This window comes from Micromonospora sp. NPDC048830 (genome assembly GCF_043198215.1).
Taxonomy (GTDB): domain Bacteria; phylum Actinomycetota; class Actinomycetes; order Mycobacteriales; family Micromonosporaceae; genus Micromonospora.
The window spans coordinates 95,945-120,671 of record NZ_JBICUP010000005.1; the positions used below are offsets into that span (position 1 = coordinate 95,945).

At 69.6% G+C, this 24,727-nt stretch carries 22 protein-coding genes, 1 tRNA gene and 1 pseudogene; 10 read left to right on the forward strand and 14 right to left on the reverse strand.

Annotation, left to right across the window (positions count from 1 at the left end; genetic code table 11):
- Positions 1–194 precede the first annotated feature (194 nt).
- Positions 195–1,673 carry a 30S ribosomal protein S1 gene (gene rpsA, locus ACGFIZ_RS06970; RefSeq protein ID WP_347669546.1) on the reverse strand — a complete coding sequence of 493 codons (1,479 nt, stop codon included), beginning with the start codon at positions 1,671–1,673 and terminating at the stop codon, positions 195–197.
- Positions 1,674–1,979: 306 nt separating this feature from the next.
- Between rpsA and ACGFIZ_RS06975 the strand changes: the two are divergent.
- Positions 1,980–2,539 (forward strand): annotated as a pseudogene (locus ACGFIZ_RS06975) (class I SAM-dependent methyltransferase); the annotation flags it as partial.
- Between the two features lie 229 nt (positions 2,540–2,768).
- Here the strand turns inward: ACGFIZ_RS06975 and ACGFIZ_RS06980 are convergent.
- The gene (locus ACGFIZ_RS06980; RefSeq protein WP_393416623.1) at positions 2,769–3,980 is read right to left on the reverse strand and encodes a multiprotein-bridging factor 1 family protein; all 1,212 of its coding nucleotides are present in this window, start codon (positions 3,978–3,980) and stop codon (positions 2,769–2,771) included.
- A gap of 812 nt (positions 3,981–4,792) precedes the next feature.
- Here ACGFIZ_RS06980 and ACGFIZ_RS06985 point away from each other — a divergent pair.
- From ACGFIZ_RS06985 to ACGFIZ_RS07000, 4 genes are all read left to right on the forward strand, one after another.
- Positions 4,793–5,368, forward strand: coding sequence for a hypothetical protein (locus tag ACGFIZ_RS06985; protein ID WP_393416625.1), 576 nt, complete (start codon positions 4,793–4,795; stop codon positions 5,366–5,368).
- A gap of 115 nt (positions 5,369–5,483) precedes the next feature.
- A complete protein-coding gene (locus ACGFIZ_RS06990; protein ID WP_393416855.1) occupies positions 5,484–5,882 on the forward strand; it encodes a helix-turn-helix domain-containing protein in 399 nt (132 codons plus the stop codon).
- Positions 5,883–6,195: 313 nt separating this feature from the next.
- Entirely contained in the window at positions 6,196–6,981 is a 786-nt protein-coding gene (locus ACGFIZ_RS06995; protein ID WP_393416627.1) for a hypothetical protein, read from the forward strand.
- Positions 6,982–7,094: 113 nt separating this feature from the next.
- The gene (locus tag ACGFIZ_RS07000; RefSeq protein ID WP_393416629.1) at positions 7,095–7,592 is read left to right on the forward strand and encodes a DUF5956 family protein; all 498 of its coding nucleotides are present in this window, start codon (positions 7,095–7,097) and stop codon (positions 7,590–7,592) included.
- Positions 7,593–7,676: 84 nt separating this feature from the next.
- On the opposite strand, the gene ACGFIZ_RS07005 is transcribed toward ACGFIZ_RS07000, so the two are convergent.
- Positions 7,677–8,018, reverse strand: coding sequence for a PPC domain-containing DNA-binding protein (locus ACGFIZ_RS07005; protein ID WP_393416631.1), 342 nt, complete (start codon positions 8,016–8,018; stop codon positions 7,677–7,679).
- A gap of 1,263 nt (positions 8,019–9,281) precedes the next feature.
- Between ACGFIZ_RS07005 and ACGFIZ_RS07010 the strand changes: the two genes are divergently transcribed.
- Both ACGFIZ_RS07010 and ACGFIZ_RS07015 read left to right on the forward strand, forming a co-directional pair.
- Positions 9,282–9,500, forward strand: coding sequence for a DUF2945 domain-containing protein (locus ACGFIZ_RS07010; protein WP_347669543.1), 219 nt, complete (start codon positions 9,282–9,284; stop codon positions 9,498–9,500).
- The gene (locus tag ACGFIZ_RS07015; RefSeq protein WP_393416633.1) at positions 9,487–9,918 is read left to right on the forward strand and encodes a DUF3140 domain-containing protein; all 432 of its coding nucleotides are present in this window, start codon (positions 9,487–9,489) and stop codon (positions 9,916–9,918) included. Before ACGFIZ_RS07010 ends, ACGFIZ_RS07015 begins: the two co-directional genes overlap by 14 nt.
- Before the next feature lie 95 nt (positions 9,919–10,013).
- Here the strand turns inward: ACGFIZ_RS07015 and polA are convergent, their stop codons facing one another.
- The 11 genes from polA to ACGFIZ_RS07070 all read right to left on the reverse strand — a co-directional run bounded on the left by polA (position 10,014) and on the right by ACGFIZ_RS07070 (position 22,613).
- Entirely contained in the window at positions 10,014–12,713 is a 2,700-nt protein-coding gene (gene polA / locus ACGFIZ_RS07020) for a DNA polymerase I (protein WP_393416635.1), read from the reverse strand.
- Between the two features lie 80 nt (positions 12,714–12,793).
- The gene (locus ACGFIZ_RS07025; protein WP_393416857.1) at positions 12,794–13,546 is read right to left on the reverse strand and encodes an amino acid ABC transporter ATP-binding protein; all 753 of its coding nucleotides are present in this window, start codon (positions 13,544–13,546) and stop codon (positions 12,794–12,796) included.
- Positions 13,547–13,599: 53 nt separating this feature from the next.
- Entirely contained in the window at positions 13,600–14,559 is a 960-nt protein-coding gene (locus tag ACGFIZ_RS07030) for an amino acid ABC transporter permease (RefSeq protein ID WP_393416637.1), read from the reverse strand.
- A 6-nt stretch (positions 14,560–14,565) separates the two neighbouring features.
- Complete coding sequence (locus ACGFIZ_RS07035) at positions 14,566–15,471, reverse strand: ABC transporter substrate-binding protein (protein ID WP_393416639.1); 906 nt, start codon at positions 15,469–15,471, stop codon at positions 14,566–14,568.
- Positions 15,472–15,503: 32 nt separating this feature from the next.
- Complete coding sequence (locus ACGFIZ_RS07040) at positions 15,504–16,214, reverse strand: ABC transporter ATP-binding protein (RefSeq protein ID WP_393416641.1); 711 nt, start codon at positions 16,212–16,214, stop codon at positions 15,504–15,506.
- A complete protein-coding gene (locus tag ACGFIZ_RS07045; RefSeq protein WP_393416643.1) occupies positions 16,204–17,049 on the reverse strand; it encodes an ABC transporter ATP-binding protein in 846 nt (281 codons plus the stop codon). Before ACGFIZ_RS07045 ends, ACGFIZ_RS07040 begins: the two co-directional genes overlap by 11 nt.
- Positions 17,042–18,151: a branched-chain amino acid ABC transporter permease gene (locus ACGFIZ_RS07050; protein ID WP_393416645.1), complete on the reverse strand. Its 1,110-nt coding sequence runs from the start codon at positions 18,149–18,151 to the stop codon at positions 17,042–17,044. Before ACGFIZ_RS07050 ends, ACGFIZ_RS07045 begins: the two co-directional genes overlap by 8 nt.
- Positions 18,148–19,098, reverse strand: coding sequence for a branched-chain amino acid ABC transporter permease (locus ACGFIZ_RS07055; RefSeq protein WP_393416647.1), 951 nt, complete (start codon positions 19,096–19,098; stop codon positions 18,148–18,150). Before ACGFIZ_RS07055 ends, ACGFIZ_RS07050 begins: the two co-directional genes overlap by 4 nt.
- Positions 19,099–19,203: 105 nt before the next feature.
- Positions 19,204–20,361, reverse strand: coding sequence for a branched-chain amino acid ABC transporter substrate-binding protein (locus tag ACGFIZ_RS07060; protein ID WP_393416649.1), 1,158 nt, complete (start codon positions 20,359–20,361; stop codon positions 19,204–19,206).
- Between the two features lie 260 nt (positions 20,362–20,621).
- Positions 20,622–21,938 (reverse strand): hypothetical protein, encoded by a 1,317-nt coding sequence (locus ACGFIZ_RS07065; protein ID WP_393416651.1) that lies wholly within the window; start codon positions 21,936–21,938, stop codon positions 20,622–20,624.
- Positions 21,939–21,992: 54 nt separating this feature from the next.
- Positions 21,993–22,613 (reverse strand): ANTAR domain-containing response regulator, encoded by a 621-nt coding sequence (locus tag ACGFIZ_RS07070; RefSeq protein WP_393416653.1) that lies wholly within the window; start codon positions 22,611–22,613, stop codon positions 21,993–21,995.
- A 91-nt stretch (positions 22,614–22,704) separates the two neighbouring features.
- Between ACGFIZ_RS07070 and ACGFIZ_RS07075 the strand changes: the two genes are divergently transcribed.
- From ACGFIZ_RS07075 to ACGFIZ_RS07085, 3 genes are all read left to right on the forward strand, one after another.
- Positions 22,705–22,778 (forward strand) — tRNA-Leu (locus ACGFIZ_RS07075).
- Between the two features lie 33 nt (positions 22,779–22,811).
- On the forward strand, positions 22,812–23,561 hold the full coding sequence (locus ACGFIZ_RS07080; protein ID WP_393416655.1) for a helix-turn-helix domain-containing protein: 750 nt from the start codon (positions 22,812–22,814) through the stop codon (positions 23,559–23,561).
- Positions 23,562–23,681: 120 nt separating this feature from the next.
- On the forward strand, positions 23,682–24,686 hold the full coding sequence (locus tag ACGFIZ_RS07085; RefSeq protein ID WP_393416657.1) for an LLM class flavin-dependent oxidoreductase: 1,005 nt from the start codon (positions 23,682–23,684) through the stop codon (positions 24,684–24,686).
- The last annotated feature ends 41 nt before the right edge of the window (positions 24,687–24,727 follow it).

Below are 24,727 nucleotides of genomic sequence, written 5' to 3' on the forward strand. Positions count from 1 at the left end.
CAGGGGCACAAAGTGCAAGATCGCGGGGACGTGGCGGCGGTGCCGCTCCCGGCCGCCCGGGAGACGCGGGGCGGAACGGCGAAGGCCCCGCCCCCGACGACCCGGTGGTACCGAATCGTGGGGACGGGGCCCATCGTCGTCAGTGGCGACTCGCCCCGCGCGTCAGCCGCGCCGAGCCGGAGTCGTCACCAGGGTCACTTGCCGCCGGCGAGCTTCTCCCGCAGAGCGGCGAGCGCCTCGTCGGTGGCCAGGGTGCCCGCCGGCTCCTCGGCCTGCCGGCTCGGGGCCGCAGCGGCACCGCCGGACACGGCCGGAGCCGGGTTGGCAGCGGCCTCGGCCTCGGCGGCACGGGAGTTCTGCACCTGCTTGGTGTGGGCCTCCCAGCGCTGGCGCGCCTCGGCGTACTGCTGCTCCCACGCCTCGCGCTGCTTCTCGTACCCCTCGAGCCACTCGCCCGTCTCCGGGTCGAAGCCCTCCGGGTAGATGTAGTTGCCCTCGGCGTCGTAGGTCGCGGCCATGCCGTAGAGGGTCGGGTCGAAGTGCTCCTCGCCCTCGACGAAGCCCTCGTTGGCCTGCTTCAGCGACAGCGAGATCCGGCGGCGCTCCAGGTCGATGTCGATGACCTTGACCATGACCTCGGAGCCGACCTGGACGACCTGCTCCGGGATCTCGACGTGGCGCTCGGCCAGCTCGGAGATGTGGACCAGGCCCTCGATGCCGTCGTCCACCCGGACGAAGGCGCCGAACGGCACCAGCTTGGTGACCTTACCCGGCACGATCTGCTGGATCGCGTGGGTACGGGCGAACTGCCGCCACGGGTCCTCCTGGGTCGCCTTCAGCGACAGCGAGACCCGCTCGCGGTCCAGGTCGACGTCCAGGACCTCGACCTCGACCTCCTGGCCCACCTCGACGACCTCGGACGGGTGGTCGATGTGCTTCCAGGACAGCTCGGAGACGTGCACCAGGCCGTCCACGCCGCCCAGGTCGACGAACGCGCCGAAGTTGACGATCGAGGACACGACGCCCTTGCGGACCTGGCCCTTCTGCAGCTTGTTGAGGAACTCGGTGCGCACCTCGGACTGCGTCTGCTCCAGCCAGGCCCGGCGGGACAGGACCACGTTGTTGCGGTTCTTGTCCAGCTCGATGATCTTGGCCTCGAGCTCGCGGCCGACGTACGGCTGCAGGTCGCGCACCCGCCGCATCTCGACCAGGGAGGCGGGCAGGAAGCCCCGCAGCCCGATGTCGAGGATGAGACCACCCTTGACGACCTCGATGACCGAGCCGCGGACGACACCGTCCTCGTCCTTGATCTTCTCGATCGTGCCCCAGGCCCGCTCGTACTGCGCCCGCTTCTTCGAGAGGATCAGGCGACCCTCCTTGTCCTCCTTCTGGAGGACGAGGGCCTCGATGTGGTCACCGACCGAAACGACCTCGGCAGGGTCCACGTCGTGCTTGATCGACAACTCCCGCGAGGGGATGACGCCCTCGGTCTTGTAGCCGATGTCGAGCAGGACCTCGTCCCGATCGACCTTGACGACGGTGCCTTCGACAATGTCGCCGTCGTTGAAGTACTTGATGGTCTCGTCGATCGCGGCGAGGAAAGCCTCCTCGGAACCGAGATCGTCGTGGGTGACCCGGGTGGCGCTCGAGGGGGCCTCGATGCTGCTCGTCATGTGGGCGGTTGCTCCGGTCGGATGTTTTGTCACAGCAGGCTGGTGTCGCGGTGACCTGTTCGCGCCAGCGGATCCGTCGCCGGGCACACCGAACGATCGCTCAGTGGGATCATGTGATGTGGCTCCGTTGACCGCGCACCTGCTCCCTGCCGAGGCACACGATCCGCGAGCGCATCGTCTAGCCTACCCGCTGCATTACCACAGCGTGCAAGCCCTCCCGCCCTCTCGCTGGCGCGTCAGCTGCGAAAGCGGAGATTTCGGCTGTAAGGAGTCCCCGCTGTCTCTTAGGTCACAGGTGTCACGCCGGTGGCGGGTGGCCGCCGCCCGGGACCTAGCGTGACGGGCGTGGACGACGACAGCCGGGTGACCCGGCGCCGGGTGGGCGACGCGGAGGCCCGTCGGGCCAACCGCGGCTGGTGGGACGCCGATGCCGACGACTACCAGGCCGAGCACAGGGCCTTCCTGGGCGACGTGGACTTCGTGTGGTGCCCGGAGGGGCTGCGGGAGGCCGACGCCGGGCTGCTCGGCGACGTCACCGGGCGGCGGGTGCTGGAGCTGGGCTGCGGGGCGGCCGCCGCCGCCCGCTGGCTGGCCACCCGCGGGGCCCGGCCGGTCGCGCTGGACCTCTCCGCCGGGATGCTGCGGCACGCCGCCGCCGCGGCCGACCGCACGGGGGTACGCGTCCCGCTGGTGCAGGCCGACGCGCTGGCCCTGCCCTTCCCCGACGCGGCGTTCGACACCGCCTGCACGGCGTTCGGGGCGATCCCGTTCGTGGCCGACTCGGCGGCGGTGATGCGGGAGGTGTTCCGGGTGCTGCGCCCGGCGGCCGGTGGGTGTTCTCGGTGACCCACCCGATCAAGTGGATATGACCTTGCAATATCGAAAAGTCCCGCTCAAGCCGACTTTGTGCCGTCTAGGTCTGGTTCAAACCACGGCCGGACGGCGGGTCGGCGCGTGATGACTGGTTCAGTGGACGGCGGGCGCGTGGTCATCCTGGTAACGGTACGGATCAGGGCGGCTTCGGCGGTGGCGGGTCCGCCAACGAAGCCCGGGACGGCTCAATCGAGTCCGTCCCGGTTCGCAGCGCGTGCGGGTTCAGGCCAGGTTCTCCCATGGACCCGAACCGGCGGCGGCGTAGGTACGCAGCTCATCAAGCTCGTCGGAACGGTGGGCGGCCGGGACGGCAGACAATAGGTCACTGACACCGAGTCCGACCACGCGCACCTCGTGGCGTAGTTGCTTGATCGCGTCCAGCGCGAAGGCGATCCCGCCGGCCGTGTCGCCGTGGGTCACCATGGCTCGCCCGTAGTAGATCCTGGCGTCTGCCAACCAGACCGGCACCGGGCGCAACACGGGCTCGGCTTCGGTGAAGGCTCGTTCGGCAGCCTTCATCGATCCGATGCGGCACTCAAGGTAGCTGTGGAAGGATGCCGTGCGCTGGATCGGGCCGGCGACCTTTGACAGGCCTGAGTCAAATAGGCCATCAGCCACGCGGCGCATGCCCGTGACCGCGCTGCGGCCGTCGGTCAGGTTGCCCGTGAGGGCGTGAACGTGCACCAGGGCTGAGTACGCCTCCAGAGCGCCGAGAGTAGGCCACTTCGACAGGCTCAGCGTTTCATCAACGCCGTCAATAGTCTCTCGGACCGTGTAGCCCTCGTAAATGCCACGCGACAGCGCGCGGCCTCGGACGTAGACCCGGGTGGGCGTGTGCTCGCTCCGGTCCGCGAGAAGGGCGGCCGTGCGGTACCAGTTGCGCGCCGATGACACATCACCCTGATTGCCGAGCCACAGCCCGTACAACTGTCCGAGTTCGGCAACAGCTCTCAATCGCTCCGGCGTCTTCCCTCGGTCTGCGATCTGGTGCCGCGCGATCATGAGCTGACTGAGCAGAGAGCGGCCGAACTCGGCGGAGGGCTCCGTGACAAAGCGCCGGTTGTACGCCTCGATGGTGTCGTCCCAGTCCTCGCCGCTGTCGGCGGTATCCAGCAGTCCATCTCGTACGAGATCGGCAAGGACAGTCAGCCCGAGGCCGCCCATCGTCGCTGCCGCGCCGATGTTCGCCAACATCGCTCGTCGCTTCACGTTGTCTCCCTGTCCATCGCCGAGTTCCAGAAGGACGGAGAGCAGCGGGGTGGTTCCTAGTTCCCGGTCACAAGCGGCGGCGAAGTCAGAACTTGCTTGCCTGCGGCCAGTCTCGACGTGGCCAATCTCTGATTTGTGATATCGGGTTCTCGTCGCCAGAGCCGAGAGACTGAGGCCCGCTGCCTCACGCATCGATCTCAGCACTTCTCCGAAGGTATCGACCACAGGAACGCCCCAACTGTCGACGCTTGTAGACGGCGAGGTACTTCAACAAGCGTGTTCGCCCCGCAACGCTGTGTCCAGTCGCGGCGGTTGGTGAACCTGAGACGCCCCAACCGCCGCGACCTCAGAGTAGCGACCTTTGTCGATCATGAGTAGGCGCGCGGATGGAGTGCCCGGCTGCTGACGAGGCCGGACCGCCTTCCTTGGGCGATCAGCGCACCGGCTCATCTGAGGGGGACGGGATGAGCGCCACGACCTATTACCGGACTTCCGCCGAGGAGCAACTGACCGAGGCGCAACGGACCCTCGACGTGCATACGACATCCAGCGCGAGCGGTCGAGGCCTAACATGCGGCATTCCGGGTCCGTGTTACATGCGGGAGACAGCAGTGGTCGTGTTCTCGCGGACACTGCGGTTGCCGAGCCGACGACCGGGAGCTTCCCGTCCGGAGCTAATCAACGCCCGTCGCGTGGGCATCCCTGCGCTGCTTCCGGTTCGGTAGGCCGCCGCCATGGCGACCACTGCTGCTGCCGTGATGCCCACACGCGCCGCTGCGGAGCGCGTGAAGGCTGATTCGGCAGCGCGATCGATAGCCGGACTACGGCCGACACGTCGGCAGGTTCCCGTACGAGTAGGGCGGAAGCGTGACGTTCGCGCACTGGTGCGGAGTGCGCGTATCGGATCGCCGCACCGGTGCAGCAGGACAAGAATCGATCATGGACGGACTTTCCTCGTGGTGTATCAACCCGGACCGAATGATCTGCTGCGCGCGGCGCGGCTGTCGTTGCGGTCGCCTTCTGGGTCGGGTCGGCCGATGTCGCGGCAGGAGTTGGCCGAGGCGGTCAACGCCTGGTTGTACGAGCACGCGGGTCACCGGACCTATATCGCTTCCCGCTACATCGGCCGTCTTGAACGTGGTGAGACTCGGTGGCCCTCGGCGCATTACCGCACGGCGCTGTGTGCTGTGTTGGACAAGGCCACCGACGCTGAGCTTGGTTTCTTCGTCATCCAGGGGCATGCCAAAGATCCCGGCAAGAGCATGGTGGGGCAGGGTTCGGCCACCGGGCGGCCTGACGCAGCGGCCGACATTTGCCCGGCGAGTTCGCCGGCAGTGGCTACCGGTCAGAGTGCCACCGCTCCCGGCGGGTTACCGGTGGCGTCGGCCGGCGCGGTGGCGGTGCGGGTCAGCGTTGGCTCGGGCGCGGCCTCGGTTACGTGGCACGAGGACTCGCCGGGCTGCATCACGTTGGTGGCCGGTCCACTCCGGGTGCTGATCGACGTATTGAGCGTTGGCGCTGGTCCGGTCGACGCTGCTCCGGCTGTGGCCGATGCGGATACAGCGGGCAAGGGGGCGCGGGTGTACTCGCTGGCCGAGCGACGGGCGCAGTAGCGATGGCTGCCGTTATGCCGTCATACCAAGCGCATACCGCTGCGGAGTGCGCGCAGGCTTGGCCGCGGGTTCGCTTCTCGGAGGCGAGTGGTGGCCGCAAGTGACGGTTTCCTTCATGGCCGCGCTCGCGGCTCCCAGCAGAGTCGATGCGGTAACGCCTGAGCTGGTTGCTGAGTCTCGCCGGGCATTGGGGCGTGCGCTGGCGGAGTCGCGGCGGTCGGTGTGTGTGACTCAGGAGCGGTTAGCGGTCTTGGTGGAGTGGTCGCGTAGCTCGATCGCCAATGTGGAGGTAGGGCGCCAGGTCGCGTCGCGTGAGTTCTGGGCGGCCTGCGATGTGGCGTTGGGGTGCCAGGGGGCATTGCTGGCTGCGTGGGGCCGTACGGATGCGTTGGCGCGTCGGCTGAGAGAGCAAAAGAAGGAGGCGCGGATTCGGCAGCTCCTTGCCGAGCCGGCCGCCGGGTGCGTCTGTCGGGAGTTGCACCGCCTGTTGGCGGAGTCGGGGTGGTGGTCGTGACGCGTCGGCCGCATACGCCGATCCGGCCGATTTGGCTGTGTCGTGCTCTGCCTGCGGCCATCCATGGCCGTATGGGGACGCAAAGCTTGGGGTGGCCGAAGTTGCGACAGGGGGAGAGAGGCTAGGCCGTCTAATTGGACTGAAGGCTATTTCGCCGCCGGGATTCGATTGCGCCCGCGCGGCAATTCCGTTTTGCGTCAATGGAGGTTCGTTGATATATGTCAGCAAGGCGACAAAGCATTGATTCAATGTTCGGCATGTCGCAAGGATTCTCGCAATCGCATTCATCGGTAGTTGTGTGAGAGGAGAAAGCGTGAACATCCGTAGTCTCAGAAGGGGCGGCGCAATCGTCGCCGGCCTTCTCGTCGTCGTACTCGGCGTGACGGCGATGGAAGCTCCGGCGCTGGCGAGTCCGGACGGTAAGAACACCTACGACGGCGCTCAGACGGTGCTCGCGCCGTGCATCGCGCTGGCCATGCAGCAGAAGGCAGCGGAGTGGAGCTGCACGAGCGCCGGCCTGAGCAGCACTCGCCGCGACGCCCACGGCACTCCCACCACCACCTTCACGCCCGTCGCCGCCACCACCGCCCCGGCACCGGCCCCGACGTTCGCCCTCGCGGACGACTACGACACCTGGTGCGAGAGCAGCGGCACCTGTCACCGCGTCATCGACGCCTCGCGCTACATTGGTGAGACGAAGGGCAATGCCGTCTACGGCAACAGCAGCGGCGTCATCGGCAGCTTCGATGTGATCATTCGCAACAGTCTCCAGGGGCGGCGCGGCCGGTGGACCGTCTCGCTGATTTGGGACCTCGGCCCGTCGCTGACATTCAGCGACTCCTGGATCAACTGCTACCAGGTCATCGATCTGTGGCCCGACGCCGACTGCGGTGACCACGCCCTCTACCCCGGTCGCATCTCCAGCGGCGCATGGCGCTGGAACAGCCCCACCATCTACGGCAACAACCTGGTCAACTCCGCCGCGTACTACGCGGCCTTCAACACCGACTTCACCCCCGCCGGCTACTCCGCCCGCACCGCGCCCGCGTTGGAGACGGCGCGCTTCAAGTGCTACGGGTCCGACCCCTGCAAGTTCTGATCCCACCCGATCCGAAGTCATACCATCACAGGTGAATACAGATGTGTGACCATGGTCCCGACCTCTCCCGGTGAGGCCGGGACCATGCAATAGCTACGCCTCCGAGGAACAGCATGGACGACACCAGCGCCGTACCGAACGCTTGGAACACGGCTCAGCCGCTGCCCGGTTCACCGCCGGACTCCTCCGACCGCCGCGACGTCATCGACACCCCGCATGGGCGATATTGGGAACTGAGCGAGTCGGGCTGGGATGCCATGCTGGGCTACCTCGCCGACCCCTCCACCCTGGCTCGGTACGCAGAGAGCCGGCAACACCAAGTCGAGGTGACCGTCAGCGACAGCACCGGAGAGCGCACGTTTCGCACTCCACGCACGTCGGAGGATCAAGCGATCATCGACGAGGCTGCGAACTCGTATTTGCATGACCTTGGATTGCCGGAGCGGCCGACCGGCTACCGCTGGTTCCAGCGTCTACCCGACGGCCTAACCGTGAAAGACATCGATGAGGCGGTCTACGCGGCTATCAAGAATCTGCCTCCCGACCATCACCCGGCCGAAGCAGTGCCGGCCATCCACGCGGCTCTTGTGAAGCTGTACCGGGAGCGGTGAGTTGGCGACGGGGCGACGGCTGGGCGCTGCTGTGGGCCGACGGTCCCGGCGTGCCGTCGTCCCATCACGGCTGGGGCTCGCTGGTTACCCCTCCTGCAACGCGATGGTGTATGCGTGCACGAAGAAGGTTTCGACCCGCGCCCGGTGCAGGTGGCCGGCAAGTGCGTTGTCGCCCTCTCGGCCGAGGACTACATGCACATGGACTTTGCCGTCCCGAATTTCTCCCGTGCCGCTCAGTTCAAGCGGCTGACGATACTCGTTGACGATATCTGCACCTGCGTCGTCCGCGAGCATGTTGCTGATTGCGCACTCATCGACGGCGCCGATGAGAGAGACGATAGCGCCATTCGTTATCCCCTCTTCTGCAGCCCGTCGAGTGAGCGTCTCGATTACCTCTTCACCGGGCTTGACGCGCAACAGCTTCATTTGCCTATCCAATCGCTAGAGGGGTGACGCCTGCCAGCACAGCCGCATATGCTCGCAGGTTCTCACGGCACTTTTCGTGCTGCACGGCGGACATGAGAGCGGATCGGGTCCGAGCATCCTCGACATCTATGCAGTTGGCGAGCAGTACAGCGCTGCACCATCGGGCGGCAGCGTCGCGGCCATTCGCAAGCTCGGCGGCGAGCCGTTGCGATGCCCATCCTCTTGTGTCGTTACTCTCGCCAAACGTCCGCCCGGCTGCTTGAGTTGTCGCGCCGGATAGGTGCGCTGCTCGCTCCCATGGCAGTTCCAAGACTCGGCTGGCGACGGCGGTGACGTAGAGATGGCGGGCGTCTTGATCGCTGCGGATGGCGGAGATTGCGGCATCGCCCAGCTCGGCCGCTCCTACCTTGGCGAGGATGCCGGCAGAGTTGACCCGCAGGACTGCTGTAGCCCCCGTACGCATCCATGCAGTTAGCCCCCGCCGCGCTCCTTCCTCGTCGGCCGCCAGCCTCCGCTGATTCGTGACTTGCCGTCCATAGGGCGTGCCACCATGAGAGACATGGCTGAATCCCGCAACGTACAACGTCGCTGGGCACCCGAACTGACGGAGGCGGCACCTGAGCAACGCATCGGCACGCCCCGCCCCGGGCACGGGACCATCTACGTTTACCTGAGTGGGACCGGTGAACGGGTACGCCGCACGGTCTGGACCGCTACGTGGGAAGACCCCTTCGACCCACCCGGGGAGAATGGGGAGGTCGCCGGTATCGAAACTCGGGAGGGAACGCGGGAGGAGATCCTGTCGTGGGTTCGATCCCAGCCGGCGGCCACACTGCTCCTGGCCGACCCTGACAAGGGGTGGATACCCCTTCCTGCCAACGACGGCGATGTGGTCCTCCAGGAACCCGCGACGATCAGGCGTGCCGCGCGACCGGGTGACCAGGTAGGGCCGACAGACGCATGAGGCGTTTACCTGCTGTCGGCGATCCCGGTCATCCGCGCGATCGGAGGGTTCTCGGTCCGTTGGGTCGAGTAGGTGCGACAGCGGAGCCCGCTGCGCGGACGCCTCTTCCCCGGCACCGCGATCTTCGTCGCCGAGAAGCCGGCGGCCTGACCCGATCGCACCCGCGGCGTGGGCCGCACGCCGTCGACCCGGCCGTTCGGCCTCGGGCTGGTCGACGCGCCGCTCGGCCTCAGGCTGCCGAGATCACCTCCTGACCGAGCGGGCAGTTTCCGGGCAGCGACGCCGGGTACCCGGCGGGCATGGCCGAGAAGGAGTTCCGCGAGGGCGACCACGTCTCCTGGGCCAGCCACAGCGGCCGGGCGCACGGCGTGGTCAAGGAGAAGCTGATCGACCGGACGCACGTGCGGGGGCACACGGTCAACGCGTCCCCGGAGCACCCGCAGTACCGCATCCGCAACGACGACTCGGGCCGGGACGTCGCGCACAGGCCGGAGGTGCTGCGCCGTGAGGAAGGGTGACCAGGGCCGGGACACGTACCGCGAGTTCACCGAGGCGGTGAACATGAGGCCCGGCGAGCTGTCGAGGTGGCTGGAGACCGAGGAGTCCCAGCACGTCGGCTGGCGCAGGAAGGGCAAGGCGAGCGGGGAGTCGGTCGGACACGAGTCGGGCCGGCGGATCGTGGGCCTGTTGCGCCGCAGGCGCTCCGAGCTGTCGGAGGCGGACTTCAAGCACATGCGCAAGGTCATCGGGTACGTCCGCCGGCACATGGCACAGCGCCCCTCGGGCGACGTACGCGCCACGAAGTGGCGGTGGTCGCTGATGAACTGGGGCCACGACCCACTCAAGGCCCCGCTGCCGCCGCCGGGCGGCCCGTCCCGCCGGGCCCTGGAGCGGCACGGCGCCCCGCCGAAGGAGCGCCGGGGACCGGGCCGGTAGATCGAGCGCCATGTCGGCGACATGGCGGGGTCCGGGCGACCCGGATACCGCCATGTCGCCGACATGGAGAGCGGGCGGGACCGGCGGCGGGCGGGTCAGTGGCCGGCGCTGTTCCAGTCGCGGCCCTCGCCGACGGAGACCTCCAGCGGCACCGACAGCGGGTACGCCCCGCCCATCTCCCGGCGCACGAGCGCCTCCAGGGGCTCCCGCTCGCCCGGGGCGACCTCGAAGACCAGTTCGTCGTGCACCTGCAGCAGCATCCGGGAGCGCAGCCCGGCCTCGCGCAGCGCGGCGTCGACGCGCAGCATGGCGACCTTGATGATGTCGGCCGCGGAGCCCTGGATCGGGGCGTTGAGCGCCATCCGCTCGGCCATCTCCCGGCGCTGCCGGTTGTCGCTGACCAGGTCGGGAAGGTATCGCCGGCGGCCCAGGATGGTCGAGGTGTAGCCGTCGTGGCGGGCCCGGGCGACCACCTCGTGCAGGTAGTCGCGGACCCCACCGAAGCCGGCGAAGTAGTTGTCCATCAGCCCGCGCGCCTCCTCGGCGCTGATGCCGAGCTGCTGGGACAGGCCGAACGCGCTCAGCCCGTACGCCAGGCCGTAGTTCATCGCCTTGATCTTGCGTCGCTGGTCGGCGGTTACCTCCCCGACCGGCACCCCGAAGACCGACGAGGCGGTCGCGGCGTGGAAGTCGGCGCCGGAGTTGAACGCCTCGATCAGCGCGTCGTCCGACGACAGGTGCGCCATGAGCCGCATCTCGATCTGGCTGTAGTCGGCGGTGAGCAGGCAGTCGTAGCCCTCCCCCACCACGAAGGCGCGCCGGATGCGCCGGCCCTCCTCGGTGCGGATCGGGATGTTCTGCAGGTTCGGCTCCGTCGAGGAGAGCCGCCCGGTGGCCGCCACGGTCTGGTTGAACGTGGTGTGGATGCGCCCGTCCTCGGAGACCGACTTGAGCAGGCCGTCGACGGTCGACTTGAGCTTGGCCACGTCCCGGTGCCGCAGCAGGTGCTCCAGGACCGGGTGCGGGTTCTGCGCGTACAGCCACTGCAACGCGTCCGCGTCGGTGGTGTAGCCGGTCTTGATCTTCTTGGTCTTGGGCAGGCCCAGCTCGCCGAAGAGGATCTCCTGGAGCTGCTTGGGTGAGCCCAGGTTGAACTCGCGCCCCACGGCGGCGTACGCGCCCTGCGCGGCGGCCTTCACCTCGGCGGCGAAGTGCGCCTCCAGCTCCGACAGGTACTGCGTGTCGGCGGCGATGCCGATGCCCTCCATGCCGGCGATGACCCGCATCAGGGGCAGCTCCACCCCGGCCATCAGCCGCGCGGACTGCTCACCGTCGCGGGACAGCTCGGCGTCGATCGCGTCGGCCAGGTCGAGGGTGGCCCGGGCCTGGAGCATCAGGTTCTGCTCGACCTCGCCGTCGTTGCCCAGCCCCTCGAAGGTGAGCTGGCCGGTGTCCGGGGTATCGACCCGCAGCTCGCGGTGCAGGTAGCGCAGCGCGAGGTCGGTCAGGTCGTACGAGCGCTGGTCGGGACGGGCCAGGTACGCGGCGATCTGGGTGTCGCGGGCGATCCCGTCCAGCGACCAGCCGTGCGTGGCGAACGCGAGCACGGCGGGCTTGCTGTCGTGCAGCACCTTGGGGCGCCCGGCGTCGGCCAGCCAGGCGGCCAGGGCCGACTCGTCGGCCGGGTCGAGGCGGGCCGGGTCGAACCAGACCGCGGCGCCCCCGGCGGTGGCGAGCGCCAGGCCGAGCACCGAGGCGGTGTGCCGCCGGTTGGGGCCGGTGTCGAGCTTGACCGCCACCCCGACGGGGGTGCCGGCCGGGGCGTGCGCCGCCAGCCAGCCGGCCAGCGCGCCGGGCTCGGTGAGCACCTCGCCGGTCAGGTCGAACCCGGCCTCGGCCTCCGGCTCCACGGCCTCCAGGTACTGGTAGAGGCGGTCGCGCAGGATGCGGAACTCCAGCGTGTCGAAGACCTGGTGCACGGCCTCCCGGTCCCACCCGGCCCAGCGGGCGTCCTCCGGGCGGATCGGCAGCTCCAGGTCGGAGACCAGGCAGTTGATCTCGTAGTTGCGGATCACGTCGGCCAGCCGCTCGCGCAGGTTGTCGCCGGCCTTGCCCTTGATCTCGTCGGCGCGCGCCACGACGCCCTCGACCCCGCCGTACATGTTGATCCACTTGGCGGCGGTCTTCGGCCCGACGCCGGGGACGCCGGGCAGGTTGTCGCTGGTCTCGCCGACCAGGGCGGCGAGGTCGCGGTAGCGCTGCGGGCCGACGCCGTACTTCGCCTCGACGGCGGCGGCGTCCATCCGGGCCAGGTCGGAGACGCCCTTACGCGGGTAGAGCACGGTGATCGAGTCGTCGACGAGCTGGAACGCGTCCCGGTCGCCGGTGGTGATGAGCACCGACATGCCCTGGTCACGGGCCTGGCAGGCGAGGGTGGCGATGAGGTCGTCGGCCTCGTAGCCCTCCTGCTCCACGAACGGGATGCGCAGCGCGGCCAGGACCTCCTTGACCAGGCTGACCTGGCCCTTGAAGTCCGTCGGGGTCTCGCTGCGGCCCGCCTTGTACTCCGCGTACTTCTCGGTGCGGAAGGAGCGGCGGGACACGTCGAAGGCGACGACGATGTGCGTCGGCTGCTCGTCGCGCAGCACGTTGATCAGCATCGAGGTGAAGCCGTAGACGGCGTTCGTCGGCTGCCCTGTCGTGGTCGAGAAGTTCTCCACCGGCAGGGCGAAGAACGCCCGGTATGCCAGGGAGTGTCCGTCGACGAGGAGCAGGCGCGGCGTCGTAGCTGTCACGCAGCGACTCTAGCCCGCCGCTCTGACAGTCCCGCACAGCGGCACGTCCCGGCGCGGGCGTGCCCGCGCCGGGACCCGGCCTACAGAACCTTGGCCAGGAACGCCTTGGTCCGCTCGTGCTTCGGGTCGGCGATCACCTCGCGCGGGTTGCCCGACTCGACCACCACGCCGCCGTCCATGAAGACCAGCGAGTCGCCGACCTCCCGGGCGAAGCCGATCTCGTGGGTCACCACGATCATCGTCATGCCGTCGCGGGCCAGGTCCTTCATCACGTCCAGGACCTCGCCCACCAGCTCCGGGTCGAGCGCGCTGGTCGGCTCGTCGAACAGCATCAGCTTCGGCTGCATCGCCAGCGCCCGGGCGATCGCCACCCGCTGCTGCTGCCCGCCGGAGAGCTGACCGGGGTACGCCCCGAGCTTGTCGCCGAGCCCCACCCGGTCCAGCAGGGCCGCGGCCCGCTCCCGGGCGGCGGCCTTCTTCTCCCGCCCCAGCAGGACCGGCGCCTCGATGACGTTCTGCAGCACCGTCATGTGCGGGAACAGGTTGAACCGCTGGAACACCATGCCGATCGCCCGGCGCTGCGCGGCCACCTCCTTCTCCCGCAGCTCGTGCAGCTTCCCGCCGCGCTGCTGGTAGCCGATCAGCTCGCCGTCCACCCAGATCCGGCCGGCGTTGATCTTCTCCAGGTGGTTGATGCAGCGCAGGAACGTCGACTTGCCCGACCCGGAGGGGCCCAGCAGGCAGCACACCTCGCCCGCGCGGACCTCCAGGTCGATGCCCCTGAGCACCTCCAGGGGCCCGAACGCCTTGTGCACCTGCTCGGCGCGGACCATCACGCCCGACTCGGCGGCCGGGGCGCCCGCCTGCGCGGGAACCTTCAGTTCGCTCATCGGGCCGCACCCCCGCCGAGGGCACGCAGCCGCGCCCGCGCCTGGCCGGTCGCGCCGTATCCGCGGCCGAAGTGCCGCTCCAGGAAGTACTGCCCGACCAGCAGGACGCTGGTCAGCGCCAGGTACCACAGGCAGGCGGCGACGTACATCGGGAAGATCTGGAAGGTCCGCTTCCCGACCGCGTCGAGCTGGAAGAACAGCTCGACGCTCACCGGCACGTACAGCAGCAGCGAGGTGTCCTTGAGCATGGCGATGGTCTCGTTGCCGGTCGGCGGGATGATCACCCGCATGGCCTGCGGCAGCACCACCCGGCGCAGCAGCTGGCCCCGGCTCATGCCGAGCGCCTGCGCGGCCTCGGTCTGCCCGGGGTCCACCGACTGGATGCCGGCCCGGACGATCTCGGCCATGTAGGCGGCCTCGGACAGCGCGAGCCCCAGCAGGCCGGCCATGAACCCGGTGAGGATGTCCCGGGAGGAGAACCCGAACAGCCGCAGCTGGAGGTTGTCGATGCCGAACAGCTGGCCGAGCTGGGTGTCGAACGGCACCCCGAACTCGATCCGGCTCCACAGGATGCCGATGTTGCCGAAGACGGCCAGCAGCACCAGCCGGGGCACGGCCCGGAAGAACCAGGTGTAGAGCCAGGCCACCCCGCGCAGGATCGGGTTGTCGGACAGCCGCATCACCGCGACCACCACGCCGAGCGTGACGCCGATCAGCATCGCGCTCACCGTCATCAGCACGGTGCCGCGCAGCAGGCCCTCGATGATCGGCGGGCGGAACATCTTGTCCACCATGAACGACCAGTTGAACGCCTGGTTGGTGACCAGCACGTGGACGAACATCGCGGTCAGCACGCCCAGCACGGCCACCGCGACCCAGCGCCCCGGGTGCCGTACGGGCACGGCGCGGATCGGCTCCGGCCGCGCCCGTACGGTAGTCGCTTCCTCGGACTTCATGTCGGGTTACGGGTTGACCGCGGGGTCCGTGATCGCGCCGTCGGCCACCTTCCACTTGTCCAGCACCGTCTTGTACGACCCGTCGGCGATCAGCGCCTTCGTCGCGTCCCGGACGGCCTCGGCGAACGCCGCCTGGTCCTTGGCCACGACGTAGCCGTACGGCGCGGCCTCGTACTGCTTGTCGAGCAGCTCGAGGGCGTCGTTGGACTGGGTCACCGCGTACACGCCGACCGGGTAGTCGGCGAGCATCGCGTCGTCCTTGCCGGAGACCACCGCGGCGGTCGCGGCGTCCTGACCCGGGAACTGGTCGATGCTGATCGCCGGCTTGCCGGCGTCGGTGCACGCCTTGGACCGCTTCTGGATGTCCTCGACCTGGACGGTGTCCTTCTGCACGGCGATCTTCTTGCCGCAGGCGTTGTCGAGGGTGACGCCGGCCGGGTTGCCCTTCTTGGTCACCCACTGGGTGCCGACCTGGAAGTAGCTGACCATGTTGGCCTGGCCCTTGCGTTCGTCGTTGATCGTGAACGACGAGACGCCGACCTCGTACTTGCTGGTGTTGACGCCGGTGATGATGTCGCCGAACGGCGCCGAGACGAACTCGGCCTTCAGGCCGAGCTTCTGGGCGACCGCGGTGAACAGCTCCACGTCGAAGCCGATCGCCGTCTTGCCGTCCTGATCGAGGAACTCCGCCGGGGCGTACGTCGTGTCGCTGCCCACGATGATCTTGCCGTCGGCCTTGATCGCGGCCGGCACCTTGTCGGCCAGGGACGTGTCCGCCGACGCGCTGACGGCGGGACCCGCGCCGGGCTGCTCGGTGCCCTCCTCCTCGCCGCAGGCGGCGAGGGAGAGCAGCAGCGCGGCCGCGCCCGCGGCGCCGAGCGCCGCCCGCCGGCCACCGTTGAGCTGGAACATGAGGGGAACTCCTAACTGAGGGGAATGGCCGGTCAGGCTACGCCGAGGTACGCCTCTTTGACGGAGGGGTCGTGCAGCAGCTCCGCGCCCGTGCCGGACTTGACGATCCGGCCGGTCTCCAGCACGTAGGCCCGGTGCGCCCGGGCCAGGGCCTGCTGGGCGTTCTGCTCCACCAGCAGGATCGTGGTGCCCTGCTGGTTGATCTCGGTGATGATGCTGAAGATCTGCTGGATCAGCATCGGCGCCAGCCCCATCGAGGGCTCGTCGAGCAGGAGCAGCTTCGGCCGGCTCATCAGCGCCCGGCCCACCGCCAGCATCTGCTGCTCGCCGCCGGACAGCGTGCCGCCGGGCTGCTTGCGCCGCTCGGCCAGCCGGGGGAACAGCTCCAGCACCCGGTTCAGGTCCTGCGCGATGCCCGCGCGGTCGCGCCGGGTGTAGGCGCCCATGTCCAGGTTCTCCAGCACCGTCATGCCGGGGAAGATGCCCCGGCCCTCCGGCGCCTGGCACAGCCCCCGCTGCACCCGCAGGTCCGCCCTGAGCTTGGAGATGTCCTCACCGTTGAACCGGATGCGGCCCGAGGCGATCGGCCGGATCCCGGAGATGGCCCGCATGGTGGTCGACTTGCCGGCGCCGTTGGCGCCGATCAGGGCCACGATCTCGCCCTCGTCCACCGTCAGGCTGATGCCGTGCAGCGCCTGGATCCGCCCGTACAGCAGGCTCACGTCGTCGATCTCAAGCAGCATCGTCCGGTACCCCCAGGTACGCCGCGATCACCTTCGGGTTGTCCCGCACCTCGGCGGGCAGCCCCTCGGCGATCTTCTTCCCGAACTCCAGCACCACGATCCGGTCGGTCACCCCCATCACCAGGCGCATGTCGTGCTCGATCAGCAGCACGGTCACACCGGTGTCGCGGATCTGCCGGATGAGCTGGAGCAGTTCCTCCTTCTCCGCCGGGTTGAAGCCGGCCGCCGGCTCGTCCAGGCACAGCAGCACCGGGTCGGTGGCCAGCGCCCGGGCGATCTCCAGCCGCCGCTGCTCGCCGTACGACAGGTTGCGGGCGAACTCGTGCATCCGGTTGCGGATGCCGACGAACTCCAGCAGGCGCTCGGCCTTCTCCCGGCCCTCGCGCTCCTCCCGACGGTGCCGCGGCAGCCGGAACAGCGCGGAGATGACGCTCGTCCTGTGGTGCGCGTCCGCGCCCACCTGGACGTTCTCCAGCGCCGTCATCTCCGGGAACAGGCGGATGTTCTGGAACGTCCGCGCCATGCCCATCCGGGTGATCTGGTGGCGCCGCTTGCCGCTGATCTTCTCGCCGCGGAACCGGATCTGCCCCTCGGTGGGCTGGTAGATGCCGGTCATCGCGTTGAAGCAGGTGGTCTTGCCGGCGCCGTTGGGGCCGATCAGCCCCAGGATCTCCCCCTTGTACAGGGTGAAGTCGACGTCGTTGAGCGCCACCACGCCGCCGAAGCGCAGCGTGACGTGGTCGACCTCCACCAGCGGCTCCCGCTGCGGCACCGTCTCGACGGCGGGCGCGCCCGCCTGGGCCGGAACGGCCCTGGTCTGCTCGGTGTCACTCACCGACGATCACCTCCTTGCGGCGGTCCTTGAACTCCGCCGCCCGTCGCCGGTTCGGAATCAGGCCCTGCGGCCGGACGATCATCATCAGCACGAGGACCAGGCCGAAGAACAGGAACCGCCACTCGTACAGCTCGATGCCGAGCAGCTCGATGCCGCGGAACCGCTCGATCATGTACGCCACCAGGCCGCCGCCGACGATCGCGCCGACGATGTTGCCCGAGCCGCCGAAGATCACCGCGGCCAGGATGATGATCGAGTTGAGCAGCTCGAAGTTCTGCGAGTTCACGAAGTTCTGCTTGCCCGCGAACAGCGCGCCCGCCAGGCCCGCGATCGCCGCGCCCGCCGCGAACGCCCACAGCTTGAACTTGAACGTCGGCACGCCCATCAGCTGCGCCGCGTCCTCGTCCTCCCGGATGGAGATCCACGCCCGGCCCACCCGGCTGTGGGTCAGGTTCCGCACCCCGATCACCACCAGGATGATCAGCGTCAGCACCAGCCAGTAGTACGGGCGGGCGTCCAGCACCCCGAAGAACGGCTTGCCGTCGGCGTACTTGCCCGGCGGGTGCGGGATCTGGCTGAAGCCCCGCTGCCCCTTCAGGAACGGCGAGCTGACCGCCGCGATCCGGATCATCTCGGCGAAGCCGAGGGTCACCAGCGCCAGGTAGTCGCCGCGCAGGCGCAGGGTCGGCGTGCCCAGCGCGACCCCGGAGATCATGGTCATGCCGATCGCGATGGGCACCACCACCAGCCACGGCCACAGCGTCTTGATGTCGCTGCTCGGCGAGGTCAGCACCGCCACCGTGTACGCGCCGACGGCGAAGAAGCCGAAGTAGCCCAGGTCGAGCAGGCCGGCGAAGCCGACCACGATGTTCAGCCCGACCGCCAGCAACACGTAGATCGAGACCGTGAACAGCACCTGCGTGAAGTTCGCGCCCGGGGTCGGGATCGGCCCCAGGTACTGGTAGAACTCCCTGTTCGGCAGCGCGTAGAAGAACGCGATCACCGCCGCCAGCAGCACCCAGCGCACCCAGCGCGGCGCGCCGTGCCAGCGCTGCCCGACGGCCTCGCGGCCCGAGCGCACCTTCTCCAGGACCGTCGTCATGCCCGCGCCCTCCCCAGCGACTCGCCCAGCAGACCGGTCGGCCGGAACATCAGCAGCACCACCAACAACGCGAAGGCGGCCAAGTCCTTCCACTGGCTGCCGAACAGGCCGGAGGCGTAGTTCTCGATCACGCCCAGCAACAGGCCGCCCAGCAGCGCGCCGCGCAGGTTGCCGATGCCGCCGAGCACCGCCGCGGTGAACGCCTTGAGGCCCAGCAGGAAGCCCACGCTGTAGGTGAGGGTCTGGATCCGCACGTCGTAGAGCAGGCCGGCGACGCCCGCCATCGCGCCGCCGGCGATGAAGACCATCAGGATGATCCGGTCCTTGTTCACGCCCATCAGCGCCGCGGTGTTGGCGTCCTGGGCCACCGCCCGGATGCCCCGGCCGACCCGGCTGCGGTTGATGAACAGGTCCAGCGCGATCATCATCACCAGCGCCGCGCCGATCGTGAGCAACTGCACCGCGTCGATCGGCACACCGGCGACGTGGAACAGCGGCTCGGTGCTGACCAGGTTCGGCGCGCCCTCCGGCAGTCGGCGGGTCCAGATGCCGAACGCCTCGGAGATCGCGATCGAGGCGCCGATCGCGGTGATCAGGAACGCCAGCGGCGGCGCGTTGCGCTTACGCAGCGGCCGGTACGCCACCCGCTCGATGACCGTGGCGGTGCCCGCCGAGGCGATCGCCGCGACGATCATCGCCACCAGCAGGTAGAACAGGATCGAGCCGACCCCGCTCACCGTCGAGTCCTGGTCGAGGCCGAATCCGTTCCAGGTCCAGATCGCGGCGAACGCGCCGGCGATGAAGACCTCGGAGTGGGCGAAGTTGATGAGTCTGAGCACGCCGTAGACCAGCGTGTACCCGAGCGCGACCAGGGCGTAGATGGCGCCCTGCGTCAGGCCGGTCGTCGTGTATTCCCCGAAATTGGAGAACAGGTCGTCGAAGTTCAAGGGAGGGACGCTCCGTCAGCTCTGGAGAAAAAGAAGGTGCGGCCGGGAGCGAGCTCCCGGCCGCACCCGCGATCACGACTCAATCGCTTGTGGCAGCGACCGGCGTCAGGCCTTGGGGATCTCCTGGTCCGGGACGACCTTGCCGCCCGTGACCTTGAACGCCCAGACCTTGACCTGCGCCGGGTCCAGCTCGCCGCCCTCGACGAACTTGTAGCTGGCCGCGACGCCCTCGCCGCTGTAGCCCTTCACAAACTCCAGCAGGCCCGCGCGGTCGGTCTTGCCGGCCTTGATGCCCGCCAGCAGGATGTTCGCCGCGTCGTAGGCGGTGTCGCTGTAGGTGCCCGGGTCGACACCGTTGAGCGCCTTGTAGTCCGCGGTGAAGGTGCCCCGGGCCTCGGCCGCCGGCTGGCACGGGCAGGTGAGGATCGTGCCCTCGGCCGCCGCCTGGCCGGCGGAGGTGATGTACGCCCCGTCGTTGACGCCGTCGCCGGCGACCAGCGGCGCGGTGACCCCGGCAGCGGTGAGCTGCTTGCGGATCAGGCCGGCCTCCTGGTAGTAGCCGCCGTAGAAGACGGCCTTGACGTTGGCCGCCTTGACCTTGGTTACCACGGCGGAGAACTCGGTCTGCTTGCCCTCGCCCTGGACCTTGTCCGAGCCGACGACCGCCGCGCCGAGCACCTTCTTGACCTCGTCGGCCAGGCCCTGACCGTACGCCGACTGGTCGTCGATGACGTACACCCGGTCGGCCTTTATCACGTTCTTGATGTAGACACCGGCGGCCGGGCCCTGGCTCAGGTCGTTGCCCACGGCCCGGAAGAAGGTCTTCCAGCCCTTCGTGGCCAGGGTCGGGTTGGTCGCGGAGGGGGTGATGGTGACGAGGCCGGCCTCGTTGAACAGCGGGCCGGCAGCCTCGGACTCACCCGAGTAGGCCGGGCCCACGATGCCCAGGATCTTGGCGTCGTCGATGGCCTTCTGCGCCAGACCCGGCGCCTGGTCCGGGCTGCCCTGCGAGTCCAGCTCGACGAGCTCGACCTTGCAGTCCGCGTTCTCCTTGTTGTACTTGTCGATCGCGAGCTTGACGCCGTTCTTCTCGTTGATGCCCAGCGCGGCGGAGCTGCCGGTGAGCGCGCCGAAGAACCCGATCTTGCTGCCGCAGCCGTCGCCGCCAGACGCCTCGTCGCTGCTGCTGGAGCAAGCGGTGCCGCCGGCGACGAGCGCCAGCATGGCGACCCCGCCGATCACGCGTGCGAGCTTCTGCCTCAAGGCCCGAACCCTCCTCCATCCCATGGCCCGAACCACCCGCCGCTCATTGGCTCTTGCAGGGCGGACGAACCAGACCGTCGTCGCCGGTCTGGGGCGGGACGTTATCCCACCCGGAAGCCGTGACAAAAGCCCTGCGAAGAGGGGTTGACCGAACCGTTACACGCCGTGGCGGACTGGAAACGATCGCTGTAAGAACCTTCGGGTTCCGAGAGAGCTTCGCCTTTCATTCGTCGGTAACGGACGCCTTCCCTGTCCACCCCCTACCGATCGACGCCCGCCAACGCCGCCCACCAGGCACGGGCCCCCCGGCCGTCGTCCGCCACCAGCACCAGTCGATTCCCCTGCGCCGCCACCGCCACCGCCGTGTCGCCACCCCCCGGCACCACGACCGCGACGTCACCCTCCCCCGCCACGGCCACCGGCGCCGTCACCGGCCGCCACGACCCGCCACCGTCCACCGACCGCCACACCCGCCGACCGCCACCATCACCCGTCACCGCCACCAACCCCCGCCCGGCGGCCACCAGACCCGACACCGACAGCACCCCCGGCCCCACCGACCCGAACCCGCCGACCCGCCGCCAGCCCTCCACCGTCCCGCCCGACGCCGCCCCCGCTCCCGGCGTCGTACCGTTCACGGCCCGCTCCCCCGGGCCCGCCGCGGCCCGCTCCCCCGGGCCCGCCGAGGTCGACTCCACCGACCCCGCCCGCCACACCGCGAAGCCCTCCCGCACCGGCCCCACCGCCACCGGCGTGCCGTCGAACAGCACCACCCGCTCCGCCCGCCCGCCGCCGTCCGGCGCCGGCAACACCGCCCGCCGCCACGACCGCCCGTCCGCCGAACGCCACGCCAGCGGGGCCAGCGCCGCGCCGCCGGCCGGCAGCACCGATCCCACCACCAGCCACCCCGACCCCACCGCCACCACGCCGTACGCCGTCGTGCGCCCCCGCGCGTCGCCCGCCAACTCCGGGACCCCCGCGCGCAGCGTGAACCCCGACGCGTCCGGCGACGCCCACACCGCCGCCCCGTCGACCCGCGCCCCCGCGATCAACCAGCCGCCCGGCCCCGCCGCCAACCGCGACGCACTCACCGCCCGCGGCCCCCCGAACAACTCGAACGCCGCCGGCACCTCCCGCAGCGCCCCGTCCGGCCCCTGCGACCACGTGCCCGTACGCGGATTGCCGTGCACCCCGCCGACCTGCGCGCCCAGCGCCGCCACCCGGCCGTCCCGGCACGCCGCGACGTACAGCACGTGCTGCCGGCCGTAGAACGTCTCCCCCCGCACCGGCAGCGCCGACCAGGACACCCCGTCCCCGCTCGACCACGCCGCCGGCCGCGTCCCGCCCGCCGGGTCGGCCACCGCGCCCACCGCGAACCAGCGACCCCCGCACGCCACCGCGTCGCGCAGCACCAGCCGCCCCGACCCGCCCGGCGGCACCGGCAGGTTCACCGCCCGCCAGTCCGGCCGCACCGGCTCAGCCGAGGGCGCCGGACGCTCCGCCGACCGGCAGCCGGCCAGCAGCACGGCGCACCCGGCCAGCACGCCGAGCGCCGCCCGCGGCCACCGAGGAAGCACGCATCCGATCGTATCGATCGGATGCGCCTCCGGAGGGCCCGCGCGGCTCCGCCGTCAGGACGCCGGCTGGGCCACCTCGCCGCCGGCGGTCTCGGCGAGGATCCGCTCGGCGACCTCCTTCATGGTCATCCGGTGGTCCATCGCCGTGCGCTGGATCCACTTGAACGCCTGCGGCTCGCTCATCCCGTACGTCGTCATCAGCGCGCCCTTCGCGCGCTCGACCGTCTTGCGGATCTCCAGCCGGTCGGTCAGGCCCGCGACCTCCGCCTCCAGCGCGGAGATCTCCGCGTACCGGGACAGCGCGATCTCCACCGCCGGCACCAGGTCGCTCTTCTGGAACGGCTTCACCAGGTACGCCATCGCGCCGGCCGCCCGCGCCCGCTCCACCAGGTCCCGCTGGCTGAACGCCGTCAGGATGATCACCGGGGCGATCCGGGCGCCGGCGATCCGCTCGGCGGCGGCCAGCCCGTCCATGATCGGCATCTTGATGTCGAGAATCACCAGGTCAGGCTTCAGCTCCTCAGCGAGCCGGACGGCCGTCTCGCCGTCGCCGGCCTCGCCGACGACCTCGTAGCCCTCCTCGACGAGCATCTCGGCGAGGTCCAGCCGGATGAGCGCCTCGTCCTCGGCGATCAACACCCGCCTACGCTCGGCATCCGTCTGCATCTCGGCCACGAGCCTCTCCTACCAGTTCAAACTGACACCGCCGTACCGGGTGTCGCGGCCCCTAGCCTAGTGGGTACTCTGTCAGTGCCGAATCACGGAAGCCCCTGTACTCCAACCGGGAGAGAGACGGAGCTCAAACCTCCGACAGTGTGGGTTCGAATCCCACCGGGGGCACAAACTGTCATACGTGCGTTCGAAACTGGGCACGTGCACCCACCTGAGATTCGCGCCCGAGCAAGACGCCTCTACCTAGCCGGCGCCACCGTCGCGGAGGCCGCCCGCGCCGTCGGAGTCTCCTACCCCACTGTCCGGCACTGGTGCAAAATCCGACCGGAGCCGAAGCCACAGGGCACAGCACTGCGCTGCTTCCGCTGCCGCACCGACGTTGGCAATCCGACAGACCTCGGGCAGTACGCCTACCTGCTCGGCCTCTACCTCGGTGACGGCTACCTGGTTACCACCGCCCGGGTTCCGGTGCTGCGCATCTCCTGCGCCGATACGTGGCCCGACCTGATCGACGCCTGTGCGGACGCTATGAAGAGGGTTCTCGGAATGGAGGTGCAGCGCGTCCAGCAACAGGGCTGCATCAGTGTGCAGAGCTACGGCACGCACTGGCCGTGTCTGCTGCCGCAGCACGGGCCCGGCAGGAAGCACGAGCGCCCCATCATCCTCGCCGACTGGCAGCGGGAGATCGTCACCGCCCATCCCGGGGACTTCGTGCGCGGCCTGTTCCACTCCGACGGCTGCCGGGTCAGCAACCGGGTCACGGTTCGCGGCAAGGCATACGTCTATCCGCGCTACCTGTTCACCAACGAGTCCGCCGACATCCTGGGGCTGTGCCAGTGGGCGCTGAGCCTGCTCGGCGTCGCCTGGAAGATGAACCGGCGCAACTCGCTGTCGGTGGCGCGCCGGGACGCGGTGGCCGCCCTGGACCGGCACGTCGGCCCGAAGTCCTGACCCGACGCGTCACGCGCTGCGGCACGGCCAGGTTTGATTTTCGAGCAGGCACGTGGAATGGGGTGAGCCACCCGTGCCCGGCCGGGAACATTTCGGGCGCGCTGCGGGTTGGGGTGTCGCATGATCGACGTACCGTTGTCTGTTCTTGATCTTGCACCGGTCGCCGCCGGCGCGGGCGCCGGCGAGGCCCTGCGGCACACGACCGAGCTGGCCCGGCGCACCGAGGAGCTGGGCTACCACCGGTTCTGGGTGGCGGAGCACCACAACATGCCGGCCATCGCCAGTTCGGCGCCGGCGGTGTTGATCGCGCACCTGGCGGCGGCGACCTCGACGATCCGGCTGGGTTCGGGCGGGGTGATGCTGCCGAACCACGCCCCGCTGGTGGTGGCCGAGCAGTTCGGCACCCTCGAGGCGCTGCACCCGGGCCGGATCGACCTGGGCATCGGCCGGGCGCCGGGGACGGACCAGATGACCGCGCTGGCGCTGCGCCGGACGATGGAGGGGCTGTCGGCGGAGGGCTTCCCCCGGGAGCTGGCGGACCTGATGAACTACTTCACGGGCGAGCGGCCGGGGCCGATCATGGCCACGCCGGGGCGGGGCGAGCAGCCGGCGATCTGGCTGCTGGGATCGAGCGGGTTCAGCGCGCAGCTGGCCGGGCTGCTCGGGTTGCCGTTCTCGTTCGCGCACCACTTCAGCCCGGCGAACACGCTGCCCGCGTTGACGCTGTACCGGCAGCACTTCCGGCCGTCGCGGTTCCTGGCGGAGCCGTACGCGATGGTGGCGGTCCACGCGGTCTGCGCGGAGACGGACGAGCGGGCGCGGTGGCTGGTGGGGCCGGCGGAGCTGTCGTTCCTGCGGCTGCGCATGGGGCGGCCGGAGGCGCTGGCCACGCCGGACGAGGCGGCGGCGTACCCGTACACGGAGTTGGAGCGGGAGTTCGTGGCGCAGTGGCGCGAGGGGCAGGCGCTGGGGTCGCCGGAGACGGTGCGCCGGGAGCTGGCGGGGCTGTTGGCGCGGACCGGGGCGGACGAGTTGATGCTGACCGCTCCGGTGTACGACGTGGCCGACCGGGTGCGCTCGTACGAGCTGATCGCGGAGAAGGTGGCGGGCGGCCTGCGCCGCTGAGCTGTGCAGGCGCCGGGCGGCCCGCGTCCGGACGACGGGTC